This window comes from Streptomyces sp. S186 (genome assembly GCF_051603415.1).
Classification (GTDB): Bacteria; Actinomycetota; Actinomycetes; order Streptomycetales; family Streptomycetaceae; genus Streptomyces.
Genome location: NZ_CP193932.1, coordinates 1,807,029 through 1,831,786, shown reverse-complemented (window position 1 = coordinate 1,831,786; position 24,758 = coordinate 1,807,029). Strand labels below are relative to the sequence as shown.

General features: G+C 73.9%; 23 protein-coding genes. 15 read left to right on the top strand and 8 right to left on the bottom strand.

Annotation, left to right across the window (positions count from 1 at the left end; all coding sequences use genetic code 11):
- Positions 1 to 54 precede the first annotated feature (54 nt).
- The 3 genes from ACRAS8_RS07855 (at position 55) to ACRAS8_RS07845 (ending at position 2,446) form a co-directional block, all read left to right on the top strand.
- Entirely contained in the window at positions 55 to 486 is a 432-nt protein-coding gene (locus ACRAS8_RS07855) for a ribonuclease domain-containing protein (protein WP_438485158.1), read from the top strand.
- 343 nt (positions 487 to 829) lie between these two features.
- Positions 830 to 1,495: a bifunctional 4-hydroxy-2-oxoglutarate aldolase/2-dehydro-3-deoxy-phosphogluconate aldolase gene (locus ACRAS8_RS07850; protein WP_438485157.1), complete on the top strand. Its 666-nt coding sequence runs from the start codon at positions 830 to 832 to the stop codon at positions 1,493 to 1,495.
- A gap of 108 nt (positions 1,496 to 1,603) precedes the next feature.
- On the top strand, positions 1,604 to 2,446 hold the full coding sequence (locus ACRAS8_RS07845; RefSeq protein ID WP_438485155.1) for a transporter substrate-binding domain-containing protein: 843 nt from the start codon (positions 1,604 to 1,606) through the stop codon (positions 2,444 to 2,446).
- Between the two features lie 23 nt (positions 2,447 to 2,469).
- Here ACRAS8_RS07845 and ACRAS8_RS07840 read toward each other — a convergent pair whose 3' ends face one another.
- Entirely contained in the window at positions 2,470 to 2,856 is a 387-nt protein-coding gene (locus ACRAS8_RS07840; RefSeq protein WP_438485154.1) for a VOC family protein, read from the bottom strand.
- Between the two features lie 388 nt (positions 2,857 to 3,244).
- Here ACRAS8_RS07840 and ACRAS8_RS07835 point away from each other — a divergent pair, with 388 nt between their 5' ends.
- From ACRAS8_RS07835 to ACRAS8_RS07790, 10 genes are all read left to right on the top strand, one after another.
- The gene (locus ACRAS8_RS07835; RefSeq protein ID WP_438485152.1) at positions 3,245 to 4,018 is read left to right on the top strand and encodes a GntR family transcriptional regulator; all 774 of its coding nucleotides are present in this window, start codon (positions 3,245 to 3,247) and stop codon (positions 4,016 to 4,018) included.
- A gap of 449 nt (positions 4,019 to 4,467) precedes the next feature.
- Positions 4,468 to 5,442 carry a sugar ABC transporter substrate-binding protein gene (locus ACRAS8_RS07830; protein WP_438490377.1) on the top strand — a complete coding sequence of 325 codons (975 nt, stop codon included), beginning with the start codon at positions 4,468 to 4,470 and terminating at the stop codon, positions 5,440 to 5,442.
- A complete protein-coding gene (locus ACRAS8_RS07825) occupies positions 5,439 to 6,506 on the top strand; it encodes an ABC transporter permease (protein WP_438485150.1) in 1,068 nt (355 codons plus the stop codon). Before ACRAS8_RS07830 ends, ACRAS8_RS07825 begins: the two co-directional genes overlap by 4 nt.
- Positions 6,503 to 7,315, top strand: coding sequence for an ATP-binding cassette domain-containing protein (locus ACRAS8_RS07820; RefSeq protein ID WP_438485148.1), 813 nt, complete (start codon positions 6,503 to 6,505; stop codon positions 7,313 to 7,315). The genes ACRAS8_RS07825 and ACRAS8_RS07820 overlap by 4 nt, the downstream gene beginning before the upstream one ends.
- Positions 7,316 to 7,568: 253 nt before the next feature.
- Positions 7,569 to 8,690: an ROK family glucokinase gene (locus tag ACRAS8_RS07815; protein WP_438485146.1), complete on the top strand. Its 1,122-nt coding sequence runs from the start codon at positions 7,569 to 7,571 to the stop codon at positions 8,688 to 8,690.
- A complete protein-coding gene (locus ACRAS8_RS07810; RefSeq protein ID WP_438485144.1) occupies positions 8,687 to 9,259 on the top strand; it encodes a hypothetical protein in 573 nt (190 codons plus the stop codon). Before ACRAS8_RS07815 ends, ACRAS8_RS07810 begins: the two co-directional genes overlap by 4 nt.
- Before the next feature lie 76 nt (positions 9,260 to 9,335).
- On the top strand, positions 9,336 to 10,607 hold the full coding sequence (gene pcaDC, locus ACRAS8_RS07805) for a bifunctional 3-oxoadipate enol-lactonase/4-carboxymuconolactone decarboxylase PcaDC (RefSeq protein ID WP_438485143.1): 1,272 nt from the start codon (positions 9,336 to 9,338) through the stop codon (positions 10,605 to 10,607).
- Positions 10,608 to 10,684: 77 nt separating this feature from the next.
- Positions 10,685 to 11,326, top strand: a complete 642-nt coding sequence (locus ACRAS8_RS07800) for an MBL fold metallo-hydrolase (RefSeq protein WP_438485142.1) — start codon at positions 10,685 to 10,687, stop codon at positions 11,324 to 11,326.
- Positions 11,327 to 11,356: 30 nt separating this feature from the next.
- Positions 11,357 to 12,136, top strand: coding sequence for an exodeoxyribonuclease III (locus tag ACRAS8_RS07795; protein WP_438485140.1), 780 nt, complete (start codon positions 11,357 to 11,359; stop codon positions 12,134 to 12,136).
- 113 nt (positions 12,137 to 12,249) lie between these two features.
- Complete coding sequence (locus tag ACRAS8_RS07790; protein ID WP_438485138.1) at positions 12,250 to 12,690, top strand: DUF6278 family protein; 441 nt, start codon at positions 12,250 to 12,252, stop codon at positions 12,688 to 12,690.
- Positions 12,691 to 12,872: 182 nt separating this feature from the next.
- Here ACRAS8_RS07790 and ACRAS8_RS07785 read toward each other — a convergent pair whose 3' ends face one another.
- Positions 12,873 to 13,328 carry a pyridoxamine 5'-phosphate oxidase family protein gene (locus ACRAS8_RS07785; RefSeq protein WP_438485137.1) on the bottom strand — a complete coding sequence of 152 codons (456 nt, stop codon included), beginning with the start codon at positions 13,326 to 13,328 and terminating at the stop codon, positions 12,873 to 12,875.
- 73 nt (positions 13,329 to 13,401) lie between these two features.
- Positions 13,402 to 15,027: an alpha/beta fold hydrolase gene (locus ACRAS8_RS07780; protein ID WP_438485135.1), complete on the bottom strand. Its 1,626-nt coding sequence runs from the start codon at positions 15,025 to 15,027 to the stop codon at positions 13,402 to 13,404.
- 246 nt (positions 15,028 to 15,273) lie between these two features.
- Here ACRAS8_RS07780 and ACRAS8_RS07775 point away from each other — a divergent pair, with 246 nt between their 5' ends.
- Positions 15,274 to 16,140, top strand: a complete 867-nt coding sequence (locus ACRAS8_RS07775; protein ID WP_438485133.1) for a class I SAM-dependent methyltransferase — start codon at positions 15,274 to 15,276, stop codon at positions 16,138 to 16,140.
- Positions 16,141 to 16,219: 79 nt separating this feature from the next.
- Here the strand turns inward: ACRAS8_RS07775 and ACRAS8_RS07770 are convergent, their stop codons facing one another.
- Positions 16,220 to 17,041: an alpha/beta fold hydrolase gene (locus ACRAS8_RS07770; RefSeq protein WP_438485131.1), complete on the bottom strand. Its 822-nt coding sequence runs from the start codon at positions 17,039 to 17,041 to the stop codon at positions 16,220 to 16,222.
- A gap of 213 nt (positions 17,042 to 17,254) precedes the next feature.
- Between ACRAS8_RS07770 and ACRAS8_RS07765 the strand changes: the two genes are divergently transcribed.
- The gene (locus ACRAS8_RS07765; protein ID WP_438485129.1) at positions 17,255 to 18,595 is read left to right on the top strand and encodes a PLP-dependent aminotransferase family protein; all 1,341 of its coding nucleotides are present in this window, start codon (positions 17,255 to 17,257) and stop codon (positions 18,593 to 18,595) included.
- Between the two features lie 89 nt (positions 18,596 to 18,684).
- On the opposite strand, the gene ACRAS8_RS07760 is transcribed toward ACRAS8_RS07765, so the two are convergent.
- The 4 genes from ACRAS8_RS07760 to ACRAS8_RS07745 all read right to left on the bottom strand — a co-directional run bounded on the left by ACRAS8_RS07760 (position 18,685) and on the right by ACRAS8_RS07745 (position 24,723).
- A complete protein-coding gene (locus tag ACRAS8_RS07760; protein WP_438485127.1) occupies positions 18,685 to 19,728 on the bottom strand; it encodes a glutathione S-transferase family protein in 1,044 nt (347 codons plus the stop codon).
- A gap of 138 nt (positions 19,729 to 19,866) precedes the next feature.
- Positions 19,867 to 20,847, bottom strand: coding sequence for a non-homologous end-joining DNA ligase (gene ligD / locus ACRAS8_RS07755; protein WP_438485125.1), 981 nt, complete (start codon positions 20,845 to 20,847; stop codon positions 19,867 to 19,869).
- Between the two features lie 144 nt (positions 20,848 to 20,991).
- Positions 20,992 to 23,307: an MMPL family transporter gene (locus ACRAS8_RS07750; RefSeq protein WP_438485124.1), complete on the bottom strand. Its 2,316-nt coding sequence runs from the start codon at positions 23,305 to 23,307 to the stop codon at positions 20,992 to 20,994.
- A gap of 315 nt (positions 23,308 to 23,622) precedes the next feature.
- Entirely contained in the window at positions 23,623 to 24,723 is a 1,101-nt protein-coding gene (locus ACRAS8_RS07745) for a calcium:proton antiporter (protein ID WP_438485122.1), read from the bottom strand.
- Positions 24,724 to 24,758: the final 35 nt, after the last annotated feature.

The following is a 24,758-nucleotide window of genomic DNA, read 5'->3' as shown; positions in this document are numbered from 1 at the left end:
CATCGGCCCGTTGGGATTGACAGGGGCATGTCTACGCGCGTCATGCTGATGCGCATGAGAATCCCCCCACGGATGACCAGGATCGGCGCCGCAGGCGCCCTCGTTTCGACCCTCCTCCTCGGTGGCACGGCGGTCGCCGCGACACCTGCCGCCACGGCGCACCCGGCCGCGGTGCGCACCGCGACCGTCCACCTCACCTCGGTCGGCAGCGTCTGCTACTCCAAGCTGCCGTCCCAGGCCCACGACACCCTCGACCTGATCGACAAGGGCGGCCCCTTCCCGTACCCGAAGGACGGCACCGTCTTCGACAACCGCGAAGGCGTCCTGCCGTCCCAGAGCACCGGCTACTACCACGAGTACACCGTGGTCACGCCGGGCTCGCCGGACCGCGGTGCCCGACGCATCGTCACCGGTGAGAAGCAGAAGGAGGACTACTACACCGCCGACCACTACAAGACCTTCGACCTCGTCGACTTCGGCTGCTGAGGCCGGCGCACGACACCACCGCACGAGCGGTTCACACGGCGGCCGGGGTGCCCACGCACCCCGGCCGCCGTTGTGCTCCCCCGGACACCCCGGCCCCACCGGCCACTTCCCCCTCTCCTCGGCCCATTCTCGGCAGAAGGGGCGCACAGGGGCGCACCCCGAGAGAGGATTGTCAGTGGTTGGCGGTAGCGTTTCGGCAGAAACGAGGAATGGGCGGGCATCGGCGGCAAAGGGGCCATGAGCGGTCGGCCGGCGCTGCACGCCCCCGGAGAAGTGCTGGGTCAGTCGTGAGCCGCGTCACCGCGGCGAGGCGTCGGAGAAGAAGGAAGGACGGCGAACTGCCGTGTATCGCTGGGAGATCACCCGGGCCGCACTGGCGCAGCGCGTTTTCGCCATCGTCCGCAGCAGGACCTACGACGAGGCGAGCGCCACCGCCGACACCCTGCTGTCGGCCGGCATCACGAGCCTGGAGATATCCCTGACCACGCCGTTCGCCCTGGAGGCGGTCACCACCCTCACCCGCGAGCTCGGCGACGACGCGGTCATCGGCGCCGGCACCGTCCTTGACGCCGCGTCGGCCCGGATGGCGGTGGACGCCGGCGCCCGCTATCTGGTCTCCCCGAGCCTGGACGCCGAGGTCATCCGCACCGGCCACCGCTACGGCGTCCCCGTCTTCGCCGGGGTCTCCACGCCCACCGAGATCGTGCGCGGCCTGGAGCTCGGCGCCGACGCCCTCAAGCTCTTCCCCGCTGCCGGCCGCCACCCGTCCTGGATCGCCGACGTCCGCGCCGCCCTGCCGCAGGCACCGCTGGTGCCCACCGGCGGTGTGACGCCCGAGACCGCCCCGGAGTGGATCGCGGCCGGTGCCGTCGCGGTCGGCATGGGCTCGGCCCTCTCGGAGGGCGACCGCGAGACGGTGGCCAAGCGCGCCGCGGATCTCCTGGCCCGGCTCGCCGACGCGGTGCCCGAGCCGGGCGAGGCCCACCCGACGGACCCGTACGGGGCCTGACCGGCCGGCCTCGGCCGACGCCGTCCACGGGCCGGGCGGGGGCTTCACCCGGCGGCCGGGCTCTGCCACCCTGAGCGCTTCGGTCACCTGATCAGGAGTCAGCCCACGATGAAGCGCGCCGCGATCCTCCCCGCCCTCGCCTGCCTGCTCGCCGTCACCGTCGCGGCCCCGGCGGCCTCCCACGCCCCCGCCAGGGCCGCCGGCGCCGCCACCGCGGCCGCCGCCCAGCGGGACCGACGGCCGGCCACGCTCCTGGACGCCGTCCCGCACCGCGGCGTGCTGCGGGTCTGCACCACCGGCGACTACCGCCCCTTCAGCTACCGCGACCCCGCCACCGGCAGCTACCGCGGCGTGGACATCGACATGGCCCGGGACCTCGCCAAGAGCCTGGACGCCACGCCCCGTTACGTCCCGACGACCTGGTCCGGACTGGTCGGCGATCTGACGGCCGGCCGCTGCGACATCGGCATGGGCGGCGTCTCGATCACCCTGGCCCGCGCCCGCTCGGTCTACTTCAGCGAGCCGACCCGCACCGACGGCAAGACCCCCCTCGTCCGCTGCGCCGATCAGGACAAGTACCAGAGCCTGGAGCAGATCGACCGCCCCGGCACCCGTGTCGTCGTCAACCCCGGCGGCACCAACGAGCAGTTCGCCCGCGCCCACATCAAGCGGGCCACCCTCATCGTCCACCCGGACAACACCACCATCTTCGACGAGATCGTCGCCGGCCGTGCGGACGTGATGATGACCGACGCGAGCGAGACCCGCTACCAGGCCAAGATCCACCCCGAACTGTGCGCGGTCCATCCCGACCGGCCGTTCACCTTCTCCGAGAAGGCGTACGCGCTGCCCCGCGGCGACGACCAGTTCAAGGCGTATGTGGATCAGTGGGTCCACCTCGCCACCCACGACGGCACCTACCGGAAGTACGAGGACGCGTGGATGAAGTAGCCCGGCCGCGCGGGCGGCGCGGCTCAGTCCTGGGACACCGCCGGCCGGCGATGGCCCAGGACGTTGACCACCCGTCCGTCCGGGTCCTCGACGAAGAAGCGGCGCACCCCCCACTCCTCGTCGCGCAGCGGGTGCACGATCCGCGCGCCGGCGGCCCGGACCGCCGCGTACGCCGCGTCCACGTCCGAGACCTCGACGCTCAGGTCCGGGTTGACCGGGGCGGTCGCGTCGTGCGTCATGAAGGTCAGCTGTGCGGTGGGGTTCTCGGGGGAGGCCAGCGTCATCACCCAGCCGTGGTTCATGACCTCCTCGAAGCCCAGCAGCCCGTAGAAGGCCCGGTGACCGGCCATCGCCTCCGGGGCGCCGTCGGGAGAGATATGGAGATCGGGGACGACGCGGCGTACGGACACGGAGGCTCCTTGGTGGGCAGGTGGGCAGGTGGGCAGGCGGGGAACGGCGGACCGGTGGCCGGGAGCGGTGGCGGACCGGCTGACGGGATGGTACGTGCCGGACCGGGTCGGGCGGGCCGGTTCGGCACCAACTGGCATGGACCGGGATCGTGTTGGGCGAGGGGCCCCGGCGTCGCCCGAGTGGCCCGGCGGCCGGACCGCCCGACTGTGTACGCGTCGCCTACGCAGCGTGGCGCGCGCCGCGGCCCGCTGCCAGGCGTCGTAGGTGATCGCCGCGTCATCGACCAGGACGCCCACGACATTGACCAGGACGTCCACGACCCCCCTTGTCCGGACAATGTGACCTCCGGACTTCCCGTCATCTGTGCGGGCGGATACGCTCGCGAGCGTGGGGAAACGCGAGAGAGATGCCGGGGGCGCCGAGAGCCCCGTCCAGTTCAGCGTGGACCGGAACAGTCCGGTCCCGTTGTATTTCCAGCTGTCGCAGCAGCTGGAGGCCGCGATCGAGAACGGCAGGCTCGCCCCCGGCAGCCTGCTGGGCAACGAGATCGAACTGGCCGGCCGGCTCGGCCTGTCCCGGCCCACGGTGCGCCAGGCGATCCAGTCGCTGGTCGACAAGGGCCTGCTGGTCCGTCGCCGCGGCATCGGCACCCAGGTCGTGCACAGCCAGGTCAAGCGCCCGCTGGAGCTCAGCAGCCTCTACGACGACCTGGAGGCGGCCGGGCAGAAGCCGGCCACCCGCGTCCTGCGGAACACCACCACCGAGGCGGACGCCGAGGTCGCCGCCGCGCTGGGGATCGCCGAGGGCGCGGAGGTCGTCCTGATCGAGCGGCTCCGGATGACCCACGGCGAGCCGGTCGCCCACCTGCGCAACCACCTCCCCGCCGGGCTGCTGCGGCTGGAGACCGCCGACCTGGAGCAGACCGGCCTCTACCGCCTGATGCGGGCGGCCGGGATCACGCTGCACAGCGCCCGCCAGGCGGTCGGTGCCCGCGCCGCGTCCCCGGAGGAGGCCGCCCGGCTCGACGAGCCCGAGGGCGCCCCGCTGCTCACGATGCAGCGCACCACCTTCGACGACACCGGCCGCGCGGTGGAGTTCGGCTCGCACGTCTACCGCGCGTCCCGCTACGCCTTCGAGTTCCAGCTGCTGGTCCGGCCCTGACGAGCTGCTGGTCCGGCCCCTGGTCAGCTGCTGGTCCGGCTCTGAGCCGCGAGGCCGTACGGTGGAGCGGGACCGGCGCGCGTCGGCCCCGCGTCGTCAGAATGTTCTGACAAACCATTGACGCGGCTCGGCGGGCGCCGCTAGAACTCCTCCAGCCGCAATCCGGCGGCGGGGGAGCGAAGGCGGTCCACCATGATCAGCGTCAGCACGGCCCGGCCCGGAAGCAGCCGGTCCGGAACTCTCCGAACCCCTACCGTCCCGCCCGTCCCGGTCGGGGCCGGGACCCCATGAAACGGCACAGAACGCCGGTAACGGATACTTGGAAGGTTGCCCGGTCCGGTAGCCGGCCGGCTCCGCGGCGACACCAGACAGACCCGGGACAGCGACAAGAGCGGGAAAGGCAAGTCCTCGTGGCAAGGGTTCGAAGAAGAGGACGCATCGCGGCCGCCGTGTTGGCGGCGCTGCTCGGCGCCTCCCTGGCGGGATGCAGCAGCACCGGAGGCAAGCGGGCCGAGGAGGAGCGCGCGGCGCAGACCGCCGGCGGCAAGGCCGCCGTGCACACCCCCCGGTGGACCTTCGCGATGGTCACCCACTCCGGAGACGGCGACACCTTCTGGGACATCGTGCAGAACGGCGCCCGGCAGGCCGCCGTCAAGGACAACATCAACTTCGTCTACGCGCACGACAAGGAAGCCCAGCGGCAGAGCCAGCTGGTGCAGTCCTACATCGACCAGAAGGTCGACGGGCTGATCGTCTCGCTGGCCAAGCCGGACGCGATGAAGGACGTGGTCCTCAAGGCCGAGAAGGCCGGCATACCGGTGATCACGGTGAACTCCGGCGCCGAGGTGTCCAAGGCGTTCGGCGCGCTCACCCACATCGGCCAGGACGAGACGGTGGCCGGCGAGGCGGTCGGCGAGGAGCTGACCAAGCGCGGCCGGAAGAAGGCGGTCTGTGTCCTGCACGAGCAGGGCAACGTCGGTCACGAGCAGCGCTGCGACGGCGCCGCGAAGACCTTCAAGGGCGACATGCAGAAGCTGTACGTGGACGGCACCAACATGCCCGACGTGGAGGCGTCCATCGAGTCCAAGCTCCAGGCCGACCCGTCCATCGACGCCGTGGTCACCCTCGGCGCGCCCTTCGCGCCCACCGCCGTCCAGGCCAGGCAGCAGGCCGGCAGCAAGGCCGAGGTCGACACCTTCGACCTCAACGCGCAGGTCGCCAAGGGTCTGAAGGACGGCTCCCTGGGCTTCGCGGTCGACCAGCAGCCGTACCTCCAGGGCTACCAGGCGGTCGACCTGCTGTGGCTCTACAAGTACAACGCGGACATGCTCGGCGGTGGCAAGCCGGTGCTCACCGGGCCTCAGGTGATCACCAAGAAGGACGCCGCGGCGCTCCAGGAGTACACGCAGCGGGGGACCCGATGAGCGCGGCCGACGCCCCGACCCGGAAGCCCGCGCCCGCCGGCGAGGCGGGCGACGAGCGGCTGCTGCACCGCTCCCTGGCGCGCCGGCTGATGGGCCGCCCCGAGCTGGGCTCGGTGGTCGGCGCCCTCGCGGTCTTCGTCTTCTTCTCGCTGGTCGCCGAACCGTTCCTGCGGCCCGCCAGCCTCTCCACGATCCTCTACGCGTCCTCGACGATCGGGATCATGGCCGTGCCGGTGGCGCTGCTGATGATCGGCGGGGAGTTCGACCTGTCGGCCGGCGTCATGGTCGTCAGCTCGGCGCTGGTCTCGTCGATGTTCAGCTACCAGATGACCGCCAACACCTGGGTCGGCGTCGGGGTCTCGCTGCTGGTCACGCTGTGTTTCGGCGTCCTCAACGGAGTGCTGCTGACCCGGACGAGGCTGCCCAGCTTCGTGATCACGCTGGGCACCTTCTTCATGCTGACCGGCCTCAACCTGGGCTTCACCAAGCTGATCGGCGGCACCGTCTCGACCAAGTCCATCTCGGACATGGAGGGCTTCGCGTCCGGCCGCGCGGTCTTCGCCTCGCACCTGACCGTCGGCGGCGTGGACATCCAGATCACCATCGTGTGGTGGCTGGCGCTGGTGGCCCTCGCCACCTGGATCCTGCTGAGGACCCGGGCCGGCAACTGGATCTTCGCGGTGGGCGGCAACGCGGACGCGGCCCGGGCGGTCGGCGTCCCCGTGACCCGCACGAGGATCGGCCTCTACATGGGCGTCGCGTTCTGCGCCTGGATCTCCGGCCAGCACCTGCTGTTCTCGTACGACGCGATCCAGTCCGGCGACGGCGTCGGCAACGAGTTCCTCTACATCATCGCGGCGGCGGTCGGCGGCTGCCTGATGACCGGCGGCTTCGGCTCGGCGATCGGCGCCGCGGTCGGCGCGTTCATCTTCGGCATGGCCAGCAAGGGCATCGTCTACGCGCAGTGGAACCCGGACTGGTACAAGTTCTTCCTCGGCGCGATGCTGCTGCTCGCCACGCTGCTGAACGCCTGGGTCCGCAAGCGGGCGGAGGCCGCCACATGACCGCACCACTCGTCGAACTCCGCGACATCAGCAAGTTCTACGGCAGCGTCAAGGCCCTGACGGGCGTGTCACTGGAGGTGCACGCGGGCGAGATCACCTGCGTCCTCGGCGACAACGGCGCCGGCAAGTCCACCCTCATCAAGATCATCGCGGGGCTGCACCGGCACGACGCCGGCACCTTCACCATCGAGGGCGAGGAGACCCGGCTCGGCTCCCCGCGCGAGGCCCTGGACCGCGGCATCGCCACCGTCTACCAGGACCTGGCCGTGGTGCCGCTGATGCCGGTGTGGCGGAACTTCTTCCTGGGCTCCGAGCCCACCACCGGCGTCGGCCCGTTCCGCCGGCTCGATGTGCGCACCATGCGCGAGACCACCCGCTCCGAGTTGCTGCGGATGGGCATCGACCTGCGCGACGTCGACCAGCCCATCGGCACCCTCTCCGGCGGCGAGCGGCAGTGCGTCGCCATCGCCCGCGCCGTCTACTTCGGCGCCAAGGTCCTCGTCCTGGACGAGCCGACCGCGGCGCTCGGCGTCAAGCAGTCCGGGGTGGTGCTCAAGTACGTCGCGGCCGCCCGGGACGCCGGCCTCGGCGTGGTGTTGATCACCCACAACCCGCACCACGCCTATCTGGTCGGCGAACGCTTCGTCCTGCTCAAGCGCGGCACGATGGCCGGCAGCCACCTCAAGTCGGAGATCGCGCTGGAGGAGCTGACCCGGCAGATGGCGGGCGGCAGCGAGCTGGAGCAGCTCAGCCACGAGCTGGCTCGCGGCGGCCCGGCGGAGTTCCCCGGCGGTCACCGGCCGGAGTGAACGCGCACGGCGCGCCCCGGCCCGGCTCCCGGCCGGTACGGGGTGCACCACCCGGCACCGCGGTGCGCCGGACGGCCCGGGTGATGCACAATCGCAGCGGACCATCCACCGAGGCCCCGGCCTCCCCGAGACCCGCAGGGACGAGACGACTCTTGCGCGCACGCAGCCGTCGAGACCGTAACGGCAGCCGCCACGGCTGTCCCGGCCGCCGCCCCGGCAGCCGTACCGGCGACGAGGTCCGAGGGGTGATCCGATGAGCGTCTACCGCGACCGGGCGCACCGCGGCACCGCCCGCGCCACCGTCCTCCGCACCGTCGGCGCCAGGGAGCGCCGCTCCCACCTGACCGCGCCCCGGGTGCCCACGGTCGGCATCGACATCGGCGGCACCAAGGTCATGGCGGGCGTCGTCGACGCCGACGGCACCCTCCTGGAGAAGGTCCGCACCGAGACGCCGGACAAGTCCAAGAGCCCCAAGGTCGTCGAGGACACCATCACCGAGCTGGTGCTGGACCTCTCCGACCGGCACGACGTGCACGCGGTGGGCATCGGCGCGGCCGGCTGGGTCGATGCCGACCGCTCCCGGGTGCTCTTCGCCCCGCACCTGAACTGGCGCAACGAGCCGCTGCGCGACCGCCTCGCCGAGCGCCTCGCGGTCCCGGTCATGGTCGACAACGACGCCAACACCGCTGCCTGGGCGGAGTGGCGGTTCGGCGCCGGCCGCGGCCAGGACCACCTCGTCATGATCACGCTCGGCACCGGCATCGGCGGCGCGATCCTGGAGGACGGCGCGATAAAGCGCGGCAAGTACGGGGTGGCCGGCGAGTTCGGCCATATGCAGGTGGTGCCCGGCGGCCACCGCTGCCCGTGCGGTAACCGCGGCTGCTGGGAGCAGTACAGCTCCGGCAACGCCCTGGTCCGCGAGGCCCGGGAGCTGGCCGCCGCCGACTCCCCGGTCGCGTACAACATCATCGAGCGGGTCGGCGGGCGGGTCGGCGACATCACCGGTCCGCTGATCACCGAGCTGGCCCGGGAGGGCGACGCGATGTGCGTCGAGCTCCTGGAGGACATCGGCCAGTGGCTCGGCGTCGGCATCGCCAACCTCGCGGCCGCCCTCGACCCGTCCTGCTTCGTCATCGGCGGTGGCGTCAGCGCCGCCGACGACCTGCTGATCGGCCCGGCCCGGGACGCCTTCCGGCGCCATCTCACCGGCCGCGGCTACCGCCCCGAGGCCACCATCGCCAAGGCCCAGCTGGGCCCCGAGGCCGGTATGGTCGGCGCCGCCGACCTCGCCCGGCTGGTCGCCCGCCGCTTCCGGCGCGCCAACCGCCGCCGCGTGGAGCGCTACGAACGCTACGAACGGGCGGGCCGCCGATGACCGAACCGGACCCCTCACCCATGCACGACGAACTCCAGCCGGTGAGCGCGCCGCGCACCCGGCCCCGCCGGCCGTTCCTCTTCGCCCTGATCGTCTTCCTGCTGATCACGATCCCGGCCGGCTACTTCGTCATCTCGGCCGAGCAGAGCCGCGACAGCGGCGAGGACAAGGAGGCCGAAGCCGCCGCCACCGGCCTGACCAACGCCTTCCCGTCCCGTCTGCAGCAGCGGATCTACGACGTCCCGGTGCCCATCGGCTCCACCCCCGTCTACTACTACGAGACCAACTCCTGGAAGACCAGCTCGCTGTTCGTGCAGTTCCGCACCAACGACTGGGGCCTGACGCAGTTCCTCGCCGCCATCGGCACCAGCACCGCCGCCCTGAAGCAGGGCGCCGCCACCATCCCGCCGGACCAGGCCGCCGAGGTCGGCTGGGACTTCAGCGCGGACTGGCCCTGGCGGGGCGTCGAGATCGACCGCCCGGCACCGCAGCCCTCCCAGCGGATCGTGGTCAGCTACGACGAACCCGGGCACCCGGTCGTTTACACCGTTTCGACCGTGCGGTTCTGAATGTGACCACGGGGGAGACGGCGGCTTCCTGACCCGGGTGTCAGGACCGCGTCACGGAGTCGGTTAGCGTGTCGGGGTGAGCGAGAAGACCCTGCAGCACCGGATCGACGGCCCCGATGGCGCCCCCGCGCTCGTTTTGGGCGCCGCTCTCGGGACGACCTGGCATATGTGGGACCGGCAGGTCCCCGAGCTGGCCCGCCAGTGGCGCGTCATTCGCTTCGACCTGCCCGGCCACGGCGGATCGCCCGCGCACGCGGCGAACTCCGTCGCGGAACTCGCCGACCGCCTGGTGGCCACCCTCGACGCGCTGGGCGTGGAGCGGTTCGGCTACGCCGGCTGCGACCTCGGCGCCGCGGTCGGCACCCAGCTTGCGCTCACCCGCCCGCACCGCGTCACCTCCCTCGCGCTGGTGTCCTCCTCCCCGCGCTACGGCACCGCCGACGCCTGGCGGCAGCGCGGGGTGGTGATCCGCACCAACGGACTCGACCCGATCGCCCGCACCTCGCCGGAGCACTGGTTCACCCCGGGCTTCGCCGGCGCCCAGACCGCCATCGTCGAATGGGCCGTCCAGATGGTGCGGACCACCGACCCCGGTTGCTACATCGCCGCCTGCGAGGCGCTCGCCGCCTACGACGTGCGCTCCTCCCTGGGCCGGGTGGGCGTGCCCACGCTCGTCGTCGTCGGTGCCGAGGACCAGGTCACGCCCACCACCGACGCCCGCACCCTGGTCGCCGGCATACCCGACGCCAGCCTGGCGCTGATACCCGGCACCTCGCACCTGGCCCCCGTCGAGCAGCCCGCCGCCGTCACCGAGCTGCTCATCCGCCACTTCAGCACCGCCTGGCACGACAAGCCCGGCCCGGCCGCCATCGGCGCCGCCGCGCCCAAGCCGCAGATCGCGCCGCCCATGCCGACCCACGCCCCGGCCGCCATCGAGTCCGGCCTGACCCAGCCCGACCAGGTCCGCGGCGGCACCTACGAGCAGGGCGTCAAGGTCCGCCGCGAGGTCCTCGGCGACGCCCATGTGGACCAGGTCGAGGCCGACACCGACGACTTCACCGCCGACTTCCACGACTTCGCCACCCGCTACGCCTGGGGCGAGACCTGGACCCGGCCGGGCCTGGACCGCCGCACCCGGAGCATCATCACCCTCACCGCGCTGGTCGCCCGCGGCCACCGCGAGGAGCTCGCGCTGCACACCCGCGCCGCCCTCCGCAACGGCCTGACGCCCGCGGAGATCAAGGAGATCCTGCTGCACACCGCCGTCTACTGCGGGGTCCCGGCCGCCAACTCCGCCTTCGCGGTGGCCCAGAAGGTCATCCAGGAGGAGACGACCCCGGAGGCGTGAGGGGCGCGGGGGCCAGTTGGGTCGGCCGTTGTCCACAGCCGTCGGCCCCGTACGCCGCCGCGCGGCAAGATGGCCGCATGGAACTCACCAAGAAGACCCACTCCTGCGTCCGGATCGAGAAGGACGGGCGGACGCTGGTCATCGATCCGGGCGTGTTCAGCGAGGCGGACGCGGCCGTCGGCGCGGACGCGATCCTGGTGACGCACGAGCACCTGGACCACTTCGACGAGGAGCGGCTGCGCCGGGGCATGGAGGCCAACCCCGCCGCCGAGATCTGGACGCCGGCCAGCGTCGCCGACCAGATCTCCGCGGCCTTCCCGGGCCGGGTGCACACCGTGGGCGAGGGCGACGCCTTCACTGCCGCCGGCTTCGAGATCGAGGTGCACGGGCAGCTGCACGCGGTGATCCACCCGGACATCCCGCGCATCACCAACGTCGGCTTCCTCCTGGACGGCGGCGCGGTCTTCCACCCCGGCGACGCGTTGACCGTCCCCGAGGGCCGCACCGTCGACACCCTGCTGCTCCCCGTCCACGCGCCGTGGAACAAGGTCGGCGAGATCATCGACTACGTCCGCGCGGTCGCCCCGCGCCGGGCCCTGGACATCCACGACAGCCTGCTCCAGGACCACGCCCGCCCGGTCTACGACGCCATGATCGACAAGCTCGGCGGGACCGACCACGGCCGCCTCGCGCCGGGCGCCCGCACCGAGCTCGGCTGACTGTCGGTGCCGCGCGGTAGGTTTGCAGACATGCGCATCGCGACCTGGAACGTCAATTCGATCACCGCCCGCCTCCCGCGGCTGCTGGCCTGGCTGGAGAAGTCCGGCACGGACGTGCTGTGCGTCCAGGAGACAAAGTGCTCCGCCGAGCAGTTCCCCTACGACCAGCTCCGCGAGCTGGGCTACGAGGCCGCGGTCAACGCCGACGGCAGGTGGAACGGCGTCGCGCTGCTGTCCCGGGTGGGCCTGACGGACGTGGTCATGGGCCTCCCCGGCGGCCCGGAGTACGACGGCGCCCAGGAGCCCCGCGCCGTCTCCGCGACCTGCGGCCCGGCCCGCGTCTGGTCGGTCTACGTACCCAACGGCCGCGAGGTGGACCACGCGCACTACGCCTACAAGCTCGGCTGGTTCGAGGCTCTGAAGACGGCCGTCGCCGAGGACGCGGCGGGCAGCCGCCCGTTCGCCGTCCTCGGTGACTTCAACGTCGCGCCGACCGACGAGGACGTCTGGGACCCGGCCGTCTTCGAGGGCCTGACCCATGTCACCCCGGCCGAGCGCGCCGCCCTGGCCGCCCTGCGCGAGGCCGGCCTGTCGGACGTGGTGCCCCGCCCGCTGAAGTACGACCGCCCCTACACCTACTGGGACTACCGCGCACTCTGCTTCCCCAAGAACCGCGGCATGCGCATCGACCTCGTCTACGCCAACGCGCCGTTCGCCAAGGCAGTCTCGGACGCCTATGTCGACCGCGAGGAGCGCAAGGGCAAGGGCGCCTCGGACCACGCGCCGGTGGTGGTGGACCTCGACGTCTGAGCCCGTCGCGCGCCGGCCGCCCCCTTGGTGCGGCGCACGCGGAGCCGAGGAGCCCCCGGCGCCGCGCCGCGCGCCTGTGGCCGTGGCGCACGGGCGGGTGGGACCCTCGCAGCATGAAGCTGTCTTTCCTGGACAAGTGGCGTAGGCGCATCGACGCGGCCGGCTCGGTGCCGCTCGCCGAGTCGGTGCGCGCGGATCCCGAGAGCGTCGTCGAGCTGCTCTCCGAGTGCGAGCTGCTGCGCGACCAGGCGGCCACCGCGGGCGTCGAACTCGACGACTCCGTACGGTCGTTGGAGGAGCTGGACCAGCTCCAGCCGGTGTGGCGCGACGACCCGGAGGTGCTGTCCTGGCTCGGCAACGACGCCGGGCTCTACCTCGGCACGGTCCTGGTGCGCACGGTCCGCGACGCGGTCTGGTACGTCTGGCCGGACGGGCAGCCGGTGGTGCGGCTGGCCTCCGGCCGGGAGGTCGACGTGGTGGCGGCCGGCCACGCCTGGGCCGACGACGGCGCCCCCGAGCTCTCCCAGGTCTACGCGGAGGTCGCGGAGGGCTGACCGGCCCGTCCGGACGGCCCGGCTCGCTGTCCTGCTGCTCGCCCTCCTCCAAGCGGAACCAGCAGGTCGGCTTCGCCGGCCCGTATGACATGGCGGGCCAGTCGCTCCTGGTGTGCCGGGGACGCTCCGGGCGGAGGGCCACCGGACGGACGGCCACCGGACGCACGGCTGAGCGGCCGGTGTCAGACCCGCCAGACGCCGTCCCGCATCAGCACTCGCCCGGCCAGCTCGTTCTCCTCGCGCCAGACCAGCAGCCGGTGCGGGGTGAAGCGAAGGAAGACCCAGGAAGCGTAGCCGCGCGGGTTCCAGCCGAGTTTGGCCGCGAGGGCGTCCGCGGCGTCCTGCGGCAGCGCGTCGTTGGCGAGGACCTCCACGGTGCAGTCGGCCAGCACCACGTCCCGGGTGGTCCCCAGCGCCACCCGGCTCTCCGGGCGGGCGGCGAGGTTGCGGGCCGTGGGGTTGGTGCCCTTGGTGGACATCACCAGGCGCTCGTCGTGCCAGACGAACGACAGCGGCACCAGGGTGGGCGCGCCGTCGGCGGAGGCGGAGGAGACCCAGGCGTCCTCCTCCGTCTCCAGCAGCCGGAGCATGTCCCTTTTGCGTTGCCCGGCGTCGCGGGGCGGGGGGAGAGTCCTCATGGTGGGGAGCGTAACGAGCCTCTCCCGCCTGGCGCTTCGGGCGCGGGCCGTAAGGCGATGGACCTAGGGCGTCTCAGTCGCGGACCGGCACCGACACATACGACGGGTCGTCCGCGGGCGAGGAGAACGACAGCCGGGCGCCAGCGGGGTTCTGGGCGATGTAGAGCGGGTCGACGGTGTCCACGACCACCGCGAGCCGGTGGCCGGCGGGCACGTCGTAGGCGGTGGCGAAGAGGTCCAGGTCCAGGGGGAACGGCTTGCCGGGCGTCCGGCCGTGGAAGGTGACCGGCGCGTGGGTGACCAGTCTGCCCAGGCCCAGCGGGCCGACGTCGTAGAGGTAGGCGACGGCGGTGCCGTCGGCGGCGGTGGGCGTCACGGTGGTGTGCAGCCGGGTGGTGCCGCGCACCCGCTGCCCGCTCTCGTACGGCGCGGACTGCCAGACCGCGGCGGCCGAGCGCGGCAGCAGCGGGATCGACGCCATCGGGGGCAGCCGGAAGAACTGGTCGAGGATGCTGGAGAGGAAGATCAGTCCGCCGTCGGCTCCGGAGTCGGTGCCGGTGCGGATGCGCCGGGTGCCGTTGAGCGCGATCCGGCGGTGTGCGGAGGGGACGTCCCGCCAGCTCTCGTAGCCCTCGTAGGTGCCGGTGGAGCGGGACTTGAGGAGGACCGGCGACTCGCGGTCGATGCCGTTGTCGGTGCCCTTGAGGTAGTGGTCGAGCCACCGTCTGGTGTCGTTCCAGGTGTCGTTGGGCAGGCCGAGCAGGCCCAGTCCCTCGGCGGTGGCGTGGTCGCCGGGGCGGAACTCCAGCCGCTTGGGGCCCTTGAGCTGCTCGAAGAACGCCGCGTACTGGTCGGGCGGGAAGAGGGAGTCGCCCCAGGCGTTGCCGAGCAGGATCGCGGCTCCGTTGGCGTTGATCCGGTCGAGGTAGGTGGCCGGGGAGCGCTTGCGGCCCCAGGCGATCATGTCCTTCTCCTTGGCCATGTTCGCGCTGAGGAAGTCCTTGAGCACCTGCCGGAGTTCGGGGCTGGGCCGGCCGGTCAGCGCGCCGGCGCCGCCGAGCATCGCGGCCGCCTGGAGGTGCGGGGTACGGCCGCTGTAGATCGAGCCGATGAGGTCGGCCCAGCCGCTGAGCGCCGCGACCGCCCTGATCCGTTTGTCGGCGCCGGCGGCCAGCAGGCTGATGCCGGCGCCGTAGGAGACCCCGGCCATGCCGATCTTCCGCGGGTCGGCGGGGGTGTGCGCCAGTGCCCAGTCGATGACCTTGGAGGCGTCGGCGACGTCCGGCGGCCCGGCGGTCTCTATCTGCCCGCCGGACTGCCAGAAGCCGCGCGAGTTGTAGCCGACGACGACATAGCCCGAGGCGGCCAGCTTCCGGGCCTGCGCGAGGTATTCGACCTGCGGCATCGCCCAGCTGGTGGGCAGCACGACGAGCGGGTACCGGCGGGTGCCGTCGGCTCCGGCCGGGGTGAAGACGTTCGCCTTGAGGGTGATTCCGCCGGCTCCGGTGATGTCGACGAACCGCAGGGCGGGGGAGTCCGCGGCGGCGGGCCGGGCGGCGGCCGCGGTGCGGGCCGGGGCCTGCGCGGCCTGGGCCGGGGCGCCGGTGAGGGCCGTGGTGGCGAGCACCGCCGCGGAGACGGTGCCGATGGCGGCGCGCACAGTGGTGCGGGAGGGCACAGTGGTGCGGGGAGGCGTCATCTTCTGCTCCAGATCTCGACGCGAGCCGCACGGGACGCTGTCCCGCGGACCTGGGACAGGAGGGGCGCCCGGCGGCTCGAAGGTGACTGGAGAGTAAGGTCCGTTGCTTACCGTTGGTAACCCATCGGTAGGTTACGGCTGGGTAACGCCGGGGTGTGAGGGGAGAGTTCGGTGCACCCCAGGGCGTTGACGTGGTGAACGTGGCGGAGCGAGGCGTGTGGGACGCATGGGGCGGGAGGGGTGGGCGTGACGAACACCGGAGAGGCGCCGGAAGAGTCATCGGCGCAGGTCGCGGCGGAGACGCCGTTCGACGCCAGTGAACGGCGGGCATGGGCCGGGCGGGCCGCGGCGTACGCGGTGGGCTTCGGGCGGCTGTGCGCGTATACGGTGCCGCGGCTGCTGGACGCCGCCGGCGTCACCGAGGGCAGCCGGGTGCTGGACGCCGGCACCGGGACCGGCACCGCCGCGGCGGCGGCCTGCGTCCGCGGGGCCCGGGTGGCCGCCGTGGACGCCGAACCCGACATGGTGCGCAGCGCCGCGGCCGCCGCCCCCGGGGCCGCCGTCCGGCTCGCCGCCCTCCCGCAACTGCCCTTCGGTGACGGCACGTTCGATGCCGTCGTCGGCAACTTCGTGCTCAACCACGTCGGACGGCCGCGGGCGGCCCTCGCGGAATTGCGCCGGGTGACCCGCCCCGGCGGCCGGATCGCGCTGACCGTCTGGGCGGCGCCGCCCGCGCCGGGTCAGGCGCTGCTCGGCCGCGCGGTGCGGGCGGCCGGCGTGCCCCGGCCGCCGGACCTCCCCACTCTCGCGCCCGAGGAGGACTTCCCGCGCACCGAGCAGGGCCTCGCGGAACTGCTGCGCACCGCGGGCCGCCTGACCGAGGTGACGTGCTCCGCGGTCTCCTGGGAGCACCGCACCACGCCGGAGGAGTGGTGGCACGGCCCGGCGTCCGGCGTGGCCACCATCGGCCGGGTCGTGATCTCGCAAGGTCCGGCGGCGACCGAGCGCATCCGGCGTCATTTCCTGGACCTGGCCGCCGAGTTCACCGCGACGGACGGGCAACTTGTGCTGCCGCACACGGCGTTGATGGCTTCGGGGCAGGTCGCTGGGTAGCCGGGTAGCCGGGTAGCCGGGTGGCCGGGCGCGGGCGGTGCTCGGGCGGTGCTCGGGCGGTGCCCGGACGGTGCTTTGCTCAGCCCTCCGCGGCGGCGGCCGGGGCCGGCAGCGCGGCCAGGAACTCCGTCAGCGCCGCGTTGAACTCCTCCGGGCACTCCAGGTTCGGCATATGGCCGGCGTCCCGGATGATCGTCAACTGCGCGCCGGGCACCGCCTCGTGGATCACCCGGGCGTCGGCGACCGGCGTGAACTCGTCCTCCGTGCCCACCACGACCAGGGTGGGCACGGAGATCCGCGGCAGCATCCCGGTGTAGTCCCGCCGCTCCGCCCGGCCGCGCAGGGCGGCCGCGGCGCCTTCGGGGGAGGTGTTCCGCATCATCCCCAGGACGTGCTCGGCGACCGCCGGCAGCGCCGTGACATGGGCCGGCGCGATCATCTTGGGCAGCACCTCCCGCGCGTACCCGTCCATCCCCTCCGTGAGCAGCCGCTCCGCGGTCCGCAGCCGCACCGACCGGCCCTCGGCGGTGTCCGCCGCCGCGACGGTGTCGGCGAGTAGCAGCGCCCGGATCCGTTCCGGGAACCGGCGGTAGCACTCCATGACGATCTGCCCGCCCATGGACAGCCCGCCCAGTACACACCGCTCGATCCCGAGGTGGTCGAACAGCGCGGCGACGTCCCCGGCGAAGGTCTCCAGCGGGGTCTTGCCGGGCACCACCGTGCTCTCGCCGTAGCCGCGCAGGTCCGGGGTGATCACCCGCATCCCGGCGCGGCTGAAGTGCTCCGCCTGCGGGCGCCACATCGAGCGGTCGAAGGGGTTCCCGTGGATCAGCACCAGCGGCTCGCCGCTGCCCTCGTCCTCGTACGCGAGCGAGACCTCGCCGCATTGCACCGATGCCATGGCACACCTCTCCTGGCCGCATCGCCTGCGGCCTTGCTGTGTGGGGGAGTTGACGGCTCGATGCTATGAGGGGCATTGTCTCGGCACAATAGGAATAATGTGCTCGGTGCAATGTCGGTAGTTGCGAGGTCAACAGGGCAATGCCGATGGCGCAATGCCGGCGGGGCAATGCCGACGGCGCCGGCGGCGCAATGTCAGGGAGGGGAGTGCACAGTGCCGGGGGACGACTACCGCGCCATCGCGGACGAACTGGCCGCGGCCATCGCGGAGGGCCGGCTCCGGCCGGGGGACCGGCTGCCGCCGCTGCGCCGGTTCGCGCGCCGACGGCGGATCGCGGACTCCACCGCGGCCCGGGTCTACCGCGAACTGGGCCGCCGCGGCTTGACGGTGGGCGAGGTCGGCCGCGGCACCTTCGTCCGCACGGCGCCGCCGGCGGCCGAGCCCGCGCTGGCCGAGCCGGGCGGCCACCGGATCGACCTGGAGCTCAACTTCCCCGTCCTGCCCGGGCAGCCCGCGCTGCTCGCCCGCAGCCTCGGCCGGCTGCTCCAGCAGGACGACGCGAGGGCGGCGGCGCTCCGCCCGGGCACCGCGGCCGGCACCCTGGCCGCCCGCCGGGTCGCCGCCGCGCATCTCGCCCGGGCCGGCTGGACGCCCGACGCCGGCCGGCTGCTCTTCGCCGGCAGCGGCCGCCAGGCCCTCGCCGCGGCCTTCGCCGCCCTGGTCCCGCCGGGCGAGCGCCTGGGCGTCGAAGCGCTCACCTTCCCCGTCGTCAAGGGCATCGCGGCCCGTCTCGGCATCACCCTCGTCCCGCTGGCCATGGACGAGCACGGCGTCACTCCCGACGCGCTGCGGGCCGCCGCGCCGCTGCGCGCGGTCTATCTGCAACCCGCGCTGCACAACCCGCTCGGCATCACCATGCCCGACGCCCGCCGGGTCGAACTCGCCGACGTGCTACGGGAGTTGGACCTCTTCGCGGTCGAGGACGCCGTCTACGGTTTCCTCCGCCCCGACCTGCCGCCGCTCGCCGCCCTGGCGCCGGAGCGCACGGTGCTCGTCGACAGCCTCTCCAAACGGCTCGCCCCCGGACTGACGCTCGGCTTCCTGGTGCCCCCGGTCCGCGACGCCGGCCCCGACTTCGCCGCGGCGCTCCGCTCCGGCGCCTGGACCGCGTCCGGCTTCGCGCTGGAGGCGGCGGTCCGCTGGCTGGGCGACGGCACCGCGGCCGCCGTCGAGGCGGAGAAGCGCGCCGACGCGGCGGCCCGCCAGCGGATCGCCGCGGACCGCCTCGCCGGCCAGCGGCTCCGCACCGACCCGCACTCCTACCACTGCTGGTGGGAGCTGCCCGAGCCCTGGCGGGCGGACACCTTCGTGGCCGCGGCGGCCCGCCACGGCATCGCGGTCACCCCGTCCGGCGCCTTCGCCGCTGGCAGCGGGCACGTCCCCAACGCGGTACGGCTGGCGCTGTCCGCCCCGCCCGTCGACGTCCTCGTGGACGCCCTCGACGTGCTGGCCGGACTGGCCCGCCGGGCTCCGGAGGACGCCGGGGCGGAGTAGCGCGCCGGAGCCCGATGTGGCGCAACTCGCCATAGGGCCAATTCGCCGTAGGGTCCATGACTTTGGGCGCCCGCCTCGACCGCGGGTGGTCAGGGGCGCCCGGCCGGCGGGACCTCCTCGGTCCGCGGGACCGAGCCGGGCGGGGTGCCGTCGCCGAACGGGCGGCCGCCCAGCTCCTCGCGGTGGTGCGGGGTCAGCCAGCCGGACAGGTCCGGGCCGAGCGGGACGATGCCGGTGGGGTTGATGCCGGTGTGCACGCGGTAGTAGTGCTGCTTGATGTGGTGGAAGTCCACCGTGTCGCCGAAACCGGGCGTCTGGAACAGGTCCTTGGCGTACGCCCACAGCACCGGGTCCTCGGCCAGTTTGAAGCGGTTGCACTTGAAGTGGCCGTGGTAGACGGCGTCGAAGCGGACCAGCGTGGTGAACAGCCGGATGTCCGCCTCGGTGAGCGTGTCGCCGACCAGGTAGCGGCGCCCCGTCAGCCGGTCGGCGAGCTGGTCCAGCCGCCGGAAGAGCGGGCCGAACGCCGCCTCGTACTCGTCCTGGCCGGTGGCGAAACCGGCCCGGTAGACACCGTTGTTGACGTCCCGGTAGACGTCCGCCATCACCTCGTCGATCTCCGCGCGGTGTGCCTCGGGGTAGAGATCGGGCGCCCCGGGCCGGTGCAGCGCGGTCCACTCGGTCGCGAAGTCCAGGGTGATCTGCTGGAAGTCGTTGGTGACGAGCTGCCCGCTGGGGACGTCGACGATCGCGGGGACGCTGACGCCGCCGGGGTAGCCGGCCTCGCGGGCGTCGTACGCCTCGCTGAGGAAACGGATGCCGAGGACCGGGTCCCGGCCGTCCGGGTCGAGGGTGAAGCGCCAGCTGCGGTCGTCCTGGAGGGGGTCGGCGATCGCCATCGGCAGCGCGTCCTCCAGGCCGAGCAGCCGCCGGGAGATCACCGCGCGGCTCGCCCAGGGGCAGGCGCGGCTGATCACCAGCCGGTAGCGGCCGGCCGCCACCGGCCAGCCGTCGCGGCCGTCGGCGGTGATGCGGTCGGCGAAGTGGCTGCGGGAGCGCCGGAAGGGCCGGTGGCCGTAGGCGCGGTTGGGGTCGTCGCCGGGAGGCGCGGCGGCGGGGTCGGAGTCGGGCATGGCCGTTCCTTCTGTGGGGTGCCGGGTGCGTCCCCGGGAGCCTTCCCGCGGCGGCCGGGAGACGCTGTCGGCGGCCGGGTGGATTCCGGCGGACGGCTCCTTCGGGAAGCCGGTTTCCGCGCGCCGCCCCCGCCCCGGTCAGCCCAGCCGGGTCAGATCGGGCCGCAGTCGGTGCCAGACCGGGTGCCGGAGCCGGCCCGCCGACGTCCAGCCGGTGAAGGCGATCTCGGCCACGAGCCGGGGCTCCGCCCAGTGCACCCCCGTCAGCTCGACGGCGTTGACGAACGGCGAGCGGTCCAGCGGGATCACGCTGAAGTACCGTGCCAGCTCCCGCCGTTCGTGGTCGGAGAGCCCCGAGCCCACCGCGCCCACGAACCGCAGCCCGCCCGGCTCCGCGATCCCCGCCAGCACCGATCCCGGCAGTCCGCCGAGTGCGCCGCGTCCCTCTGTCCAGCCGCCGAGGACGACGTCCAGCGTCTCCAGGTACTTGGTCTTCACCCAGTCGTCCGAGCGCACCCCGGGCAGGTACGGCGAGGACAGCCGCTTGGCCATCACGCCCTCCAGGCCGCCGTGCAGCGCCGCGTCCCAGGCCCGCCGGCCGTGGCCCGCCACATACCCGGGCACCGACCAGTTCGGGCCGGCCAGCCCCAGCCCCTCCAGGACCGCCCGCCGCTCCTGGTACGGCGCGTCCAGCAGCGGCCCGCCCAGATACATCACGTCGAAGAGCAGCAGCTGGACGGGGAGTTCCATCGCCAGCCGGGCGGTGCGGCGCGGGTTGAGCACGCCCATCCGGCGTTGCAGCAGCCCGAAGTCGGGGCGCCCGGCGGGGTCCAGGACCACCACCTCGCCGTCCAGCACCGCGGGCCGGCCGCGCAGCTGCTCGCCGAGCGGGCCCAGCTCGGGGTAGGTCGCGGTGGCGTCGTTGCCGGCCCGGGTGACCAGCCGGACGGTGCCGTCGCCCGGCGTGTTCACGACGCACCGGGCCCCGTCCCACTTGGCCTCGAACCCCCAGGCCGCCTGCTCGTGGTCGGGCGGCAGCGGCCCGAGCACGGCGAGCATCGGCCGGATCACGGGATACGGGTGCGGGGCCGCGGCGCCGCCCCCGGGGGTCGGGGCCATACTCCGATGATCGGCGGAGGCGCGGCTGCCCGCAGGACGGGCGGTGGGGTGGGCAGGGCGCCCGCCCCCGGTGACCGACCCCGGCTCGCGACCACTGGTCCGCCGGCCCCGGCAGCCGGCCGGACCGCGGTCGGTGGCTCGCGGTCAGTGGTCCGCCGCCTCCTGCTGACCCACCGGCTCCGCGGGCGGCAGCGGTTCCGCGGGCGGCACCGGTTCCGCCGGCCGCAGCGGCCGCGGCCACGCCCGCGCCGCCCCCCGGTACGCCGCGTCCAGCCACCAGGGTGCCCACCACGCCCGCCGGCCCAGCAGCGCCAGCATCGCGGGCATCAGCAGGGGCCGCACCACCGCCGCTTCGAGCAGCACGCTCACCGCCAGGCCGAGGCCGAGCATCTTCACCACCACGACGTCGCTGAGCAGGAAGGCGGCGAAGACGCCGGCCGTGATCAGCGCGGCGCAGGTGAGCACCCGGGCGGTGTCGGCCAGGGCGTGCGCCGCGCCCTCCGCCGGGTCGACGTACCGCGGCCGGTTCGCCCGGACCCGGGAGAGCAGGAAGGAGTCGCAGCCGGTGCCCAGCCCGAAGCCGATCGCGCACAGCACCGGCGGCACCCAGCCCTCCACCGGCACCGGGCCCGCGACGCCCAGCGCCGGGCCGCCCCACCCCCACTGGAAGACCGCCACCACCACCCCGTACGACGCCGCGACCGACAGCGTGGTGAGCACCGCGGACTGCACCGCGGCCAGCACGCCCCGGCACACGGCCAGCGCGGTCAGGAACGCGAGGCAGACGAGCAGGGCGATCAGCGACGGCAGACGGTCGGCGACCCGGTCCAGGAAGTCCACCTGGGTCGCGGTGGCGCCGGTGACATAGCCGCGGGCCTCGTAGCCCTCCAGGGCACGGGGGAGCACCGAGTCCGCCAGGCGGTGGACGAGCGCGGTGGTGGCCGCGTCCCGCGGGGCCCGCGCGGGGTAGGCGGTGGCGGTCAGCACCGCGCCGTCCGGGGCGGCCGTGAGCGGGGTGACCGCGGCGGTGCCGGGGATCCGCCCGAGCACCTGCCGGGCCTGCCGCGCCAGCGCCGGGCGGTCCGCCTCCGGTACCGCGCTCCGGTCGACGACCAGCGTCAGCGGCCCGGGCGCGCCGGGGCCGAAGGCCGCCGTCAGCAGGTCGAAGGCGCGCCGTGCGGTGGACGACGGCGGATCCGTGCCGGCGTCGAGGTGCGCCGGCCGCGCCGAGAGGGCCGGGACGGCGAGCACCGTCAGGACCAGCACCCCGCCCGCCAGGAACGGCCCGGGGCGGCGGGTCACCCGCCGGGCACAGCGGAGGCCGCGGCGCGGCCCGGCGGCCGGTTCCGGGCCCGCGTCGGCGGCCGCCGCCCCGCGTACCCGGAACCGGTCGAACCGCCGGCCCAGCAGCCCGAGGAGCGCCGGGACGAGGGTGAGCGCCCCGAGCACCGCGGTGGCCGTGGTGAGCGCGGCAGCGGCGGCCAGTCCGGTGAGGAGGCCGACGCGGGCGGCGGACAGCCCCAGCAGCGCGACGAGCACCGCGGCTCCGGAGACCAGGACGGCCCGGCCGCCGCCGGCCGTGGCCCGGCCCGCGGCGGTGGCCGGGTCCGCGCCGTCCCGCAGCAGCTGCCGGTGACGGACGATCAGGATCGGTGCGTAGGCGATGCCCAGGCCGAGGCCGAGGAGGGTGGCGAGGGTGGGGGAGACGGGGGCGAAGGGGAAGGCGGCGGTCAGCAGGCCCAGGCAGCCCGTCCCGCAGACCACGGCGATCAGCGCGGTCAGCAGCGGCAGGCCGGCCGCCAGTACGCCGCCGAACACGGCCAGCAGCACGGCCGCGGCCACCGCGAACCCGAGCAGCTCGCCGGGCCGGTCGTCGGTCCCCGGCCGCGCCAGGTGGCCCAGCGCGCCGCCGAACTCCACCTGGACGCCGGCCGCGCGCAGCGGCGCCACCGCCCGGTCCGCGCCCGGCAGGACGTCCGGCCCCAGGCGCCCCGGCGGATCCCGGAACCGCACGGTGAGATATCCGGTCCGGCCGTCGGCGGAGAGCGGCCGGGTGGGTGCGGCGCCGGACGGCGGGGACGCGGTCCGGGCTCCCGGCGGCGGCAGCGGCCCCTGCGCGGACAGCGCCGCGGGAAGCTTCGCCAGGGCGGCGGTGGCGCCGTCGATCGGGCCGGCGTAGGCGGTCAGCGGCCGGCCGGCGTGCAGCACGACCTGGCCGGCGTAGCCCCCGGCGGCGGGATGGTGGGCGGTGAGCACCTCCCGGCCCTGGACGGACGGGGCGCCGGGCAGCGAGAAGTCGTCGGCGTAGACCCCGCCGAACGTCCGCTGGAGCACCTGCACGCCGGCCAGTCCCACCAGCCACAGCACCAGGACGAGCACCGCGTGCCGGGCGCACCACTCCCCGAGGCGCCGCAGGGTCCCCTCGGGCCGCCGGCGGACCGGCGCAGATGGCAACGACATGTCTCGCATTCAAGGCGCGTTCGGGCGCGGCGGCATGCGGGAGGAGCGAGACGGGTGGTCCGGCCGCGGGCGTACAGCGCACATCGGGCCGTACCGGGCGGGGAGGGGGAAGCCCCGGCCGGACGGGGGAACCCAGCCGGGGCGGTTCGCGGGGCGCGGCCCATGGGGCACGCTGCCAATTGAACGGTAAACCACTGGCGGGCGCTCCGGCGCACAGGGTGACCACTCTCACGTGCCGGCCACGCTGGGTGAGCCGCCCGTTGCGGGACGGGCCCCGACCGGCCCGGATTCCCCCGCCGGGCGCCGGCCGCACCGTCAGGGACTGACCGCCAGCACCAGGTACGCCGCGAACAGCGTCAGATGGACGCCGCCCTGCAACAGCGTGGCCCGGCCCGGCACCACCGTCAGGGTGCCGACGACGACGGTCAGCGCCAGCAGCACCATGTGGCTGGCGCCCAGCCCCAGGACGAGCGGGCCCTTGAGCCAGATCGTGGCCAGCGCGACCGCCGGAATGGTCAGGCCGATGCTGGCCATCGCCGAGCCCAGGCCGAGGTTGATGCTGGTCTGCATCCGGTCCCGGCGGGCCGCCCGGACCGCCGCGATCGTCTCCGGCAGCAGCACCAGCAGCGCGATCACCACGCCCACCACGGACGACGGCAGGCCGGCCGAGGCCACCGCGGACTCGATGGTGGGCGAGACCGCCTTGGCCAGCCCCACCACCGCGACCAGTGCCACCACCAGCAGCGCCAGGCTGCTCAGCGCGACCCTCAGGGACGGCGGATCGGCGTGGTCCTCGGCGTCGATCACCTCGCCGGCCGTGGTGACCGGCAGGAAGTAGTCCCGGTGCCGGATGGTCTGGGTCGTCACGAACAGCCCGTACAGCGCCAGCGCGGCGATCGCCGCGAAGACCAGCTGCGGTCCTGAGAACCGCGGGCCGGGCGTGGTGGTGGTGAACGTCGGCAGCACCAGGCTGAGCCCGGCCACCGTGGCGACCGAGGCCAGCGCCGCCCCGGTGCCCTCGGCGTTGAAGACCGTCACCCTCCGTTTGAGCGCACCGATCAGGAGGCAGAGGCCGACGATGCCGTTGCAGGTGATCATCACGGCCGCGAAGACCGTGTCCCGGGCCAGCCCGGCGCTCTTCGCCCCGCCGTCCACCATCAGCGTGACGATCAGCGCCACCTCGATGATGGTCACCGCGACCGCCAGCACCAGTGATCCGAACGGCTCGCCCACCCGGTGCGCGATCACCTCCGCGTGGTGCACCGCGGCCAGCACCGCCCCGGCCAGGAACAGCGACACCACCCCCACCAGCGCCGTCGGCAGCGACCGCCCCCATACCAGCACCAGCAGCACCACCGCGAGGACCGGCAGCGCACCGGTCCAGTGCAGCAAGGGCGTACGCGGGCGGGAACTCATGCCCCGAGCCTGACAGAGAAGCCGGGCCCCCGCCC